This window comes from Mesorhizobium sp. M0590 (assembly GCF_040320905.1).
Classification (GTDB): Bacteria; Pseudomonadota; Alphaproteobacteria; order Rhizobiales; family Rhizobiaceae; genus Mesorhizobium.
The window spans coordinates 1-663 of sequence record NZ_JAMYQN010000076.1 but is presented as its reverse complement, the minus strand read 5'-3'; the positions used below and the strand labels follow the sequence as shown (position 1 = coordinate 663).

Sequence of the window (663 nt, the reverse complement as noted above, 5' to 3'; positions counted from 1 at the left end):
CCAGTGAGGTAGTAGGCTGTATCGCTGTAGCTGGCGTGACCGAGATATGTGGCGAGCAAAGGCAGCAGCGCCTGAACGTCTGCACGCTGTTGGTGCCAGAGGCTGAGGCGGGTCACAGCGAAACGGTGCCTGAGATCGTGCGGCCTTAACGGCTTGCCGCCATCAAGATGGGCGAGCTTGCGGACCTCAGCAAAACCGTTTTGCAGGCCGGTCGCCGAGAGGCGGTTGCCTCGGGAGCTGAGGAAGAAGGCCTGGTCCTTGGGCGTGGGAAAAGCAGCATCGCGCTCACGCACATATTGACGAAGGGCTGTTTGGGTCGTCGTGTGAACTGGAACGAGACGGTCCTTGCGGAACTTCGTCTTCCGAACGAGGAGAACCCCGTTGGCCAGATCGACGTCGGAACGATCAAGGCTGACCACTTCGCCCGATCGCAGCCCCGAGCTCGCCAACAATCCGATCAGCGTCGCCATCGTCCGCCCTCTGAGCGGGGTGCCTGGCGAAATGCGGGCGCATGCGTCGATGAGCGACGCCAACTCAGCCTCGCTGAGAATACGCGGAGGCGGAATCGCTCTGGATCTGGGGAAAGCTCTGCGCTCCAGGGCCTCGGTTCGGACGTCATAGACGGCGAGATACTCGTAAAACCGGCGGAGCACGCCGTGGCGA

The 663-nt window shown here is 62.3% G+C and carries 1 protein-coding gene; it reads right to left on the bottom strand.

What is annotated here, in order from left to right; genetic code table 11:
* Positions 1 to 653: tyrosine-type recombinase/integrase (locus NKI52_RS32675; protein WP_352700873.1), on the bottom strand; the 653-nt coding region annotated here is incomplete at its 3' end.
* Positions 654 to 663 lie beyond the last annotated feature (10 nt).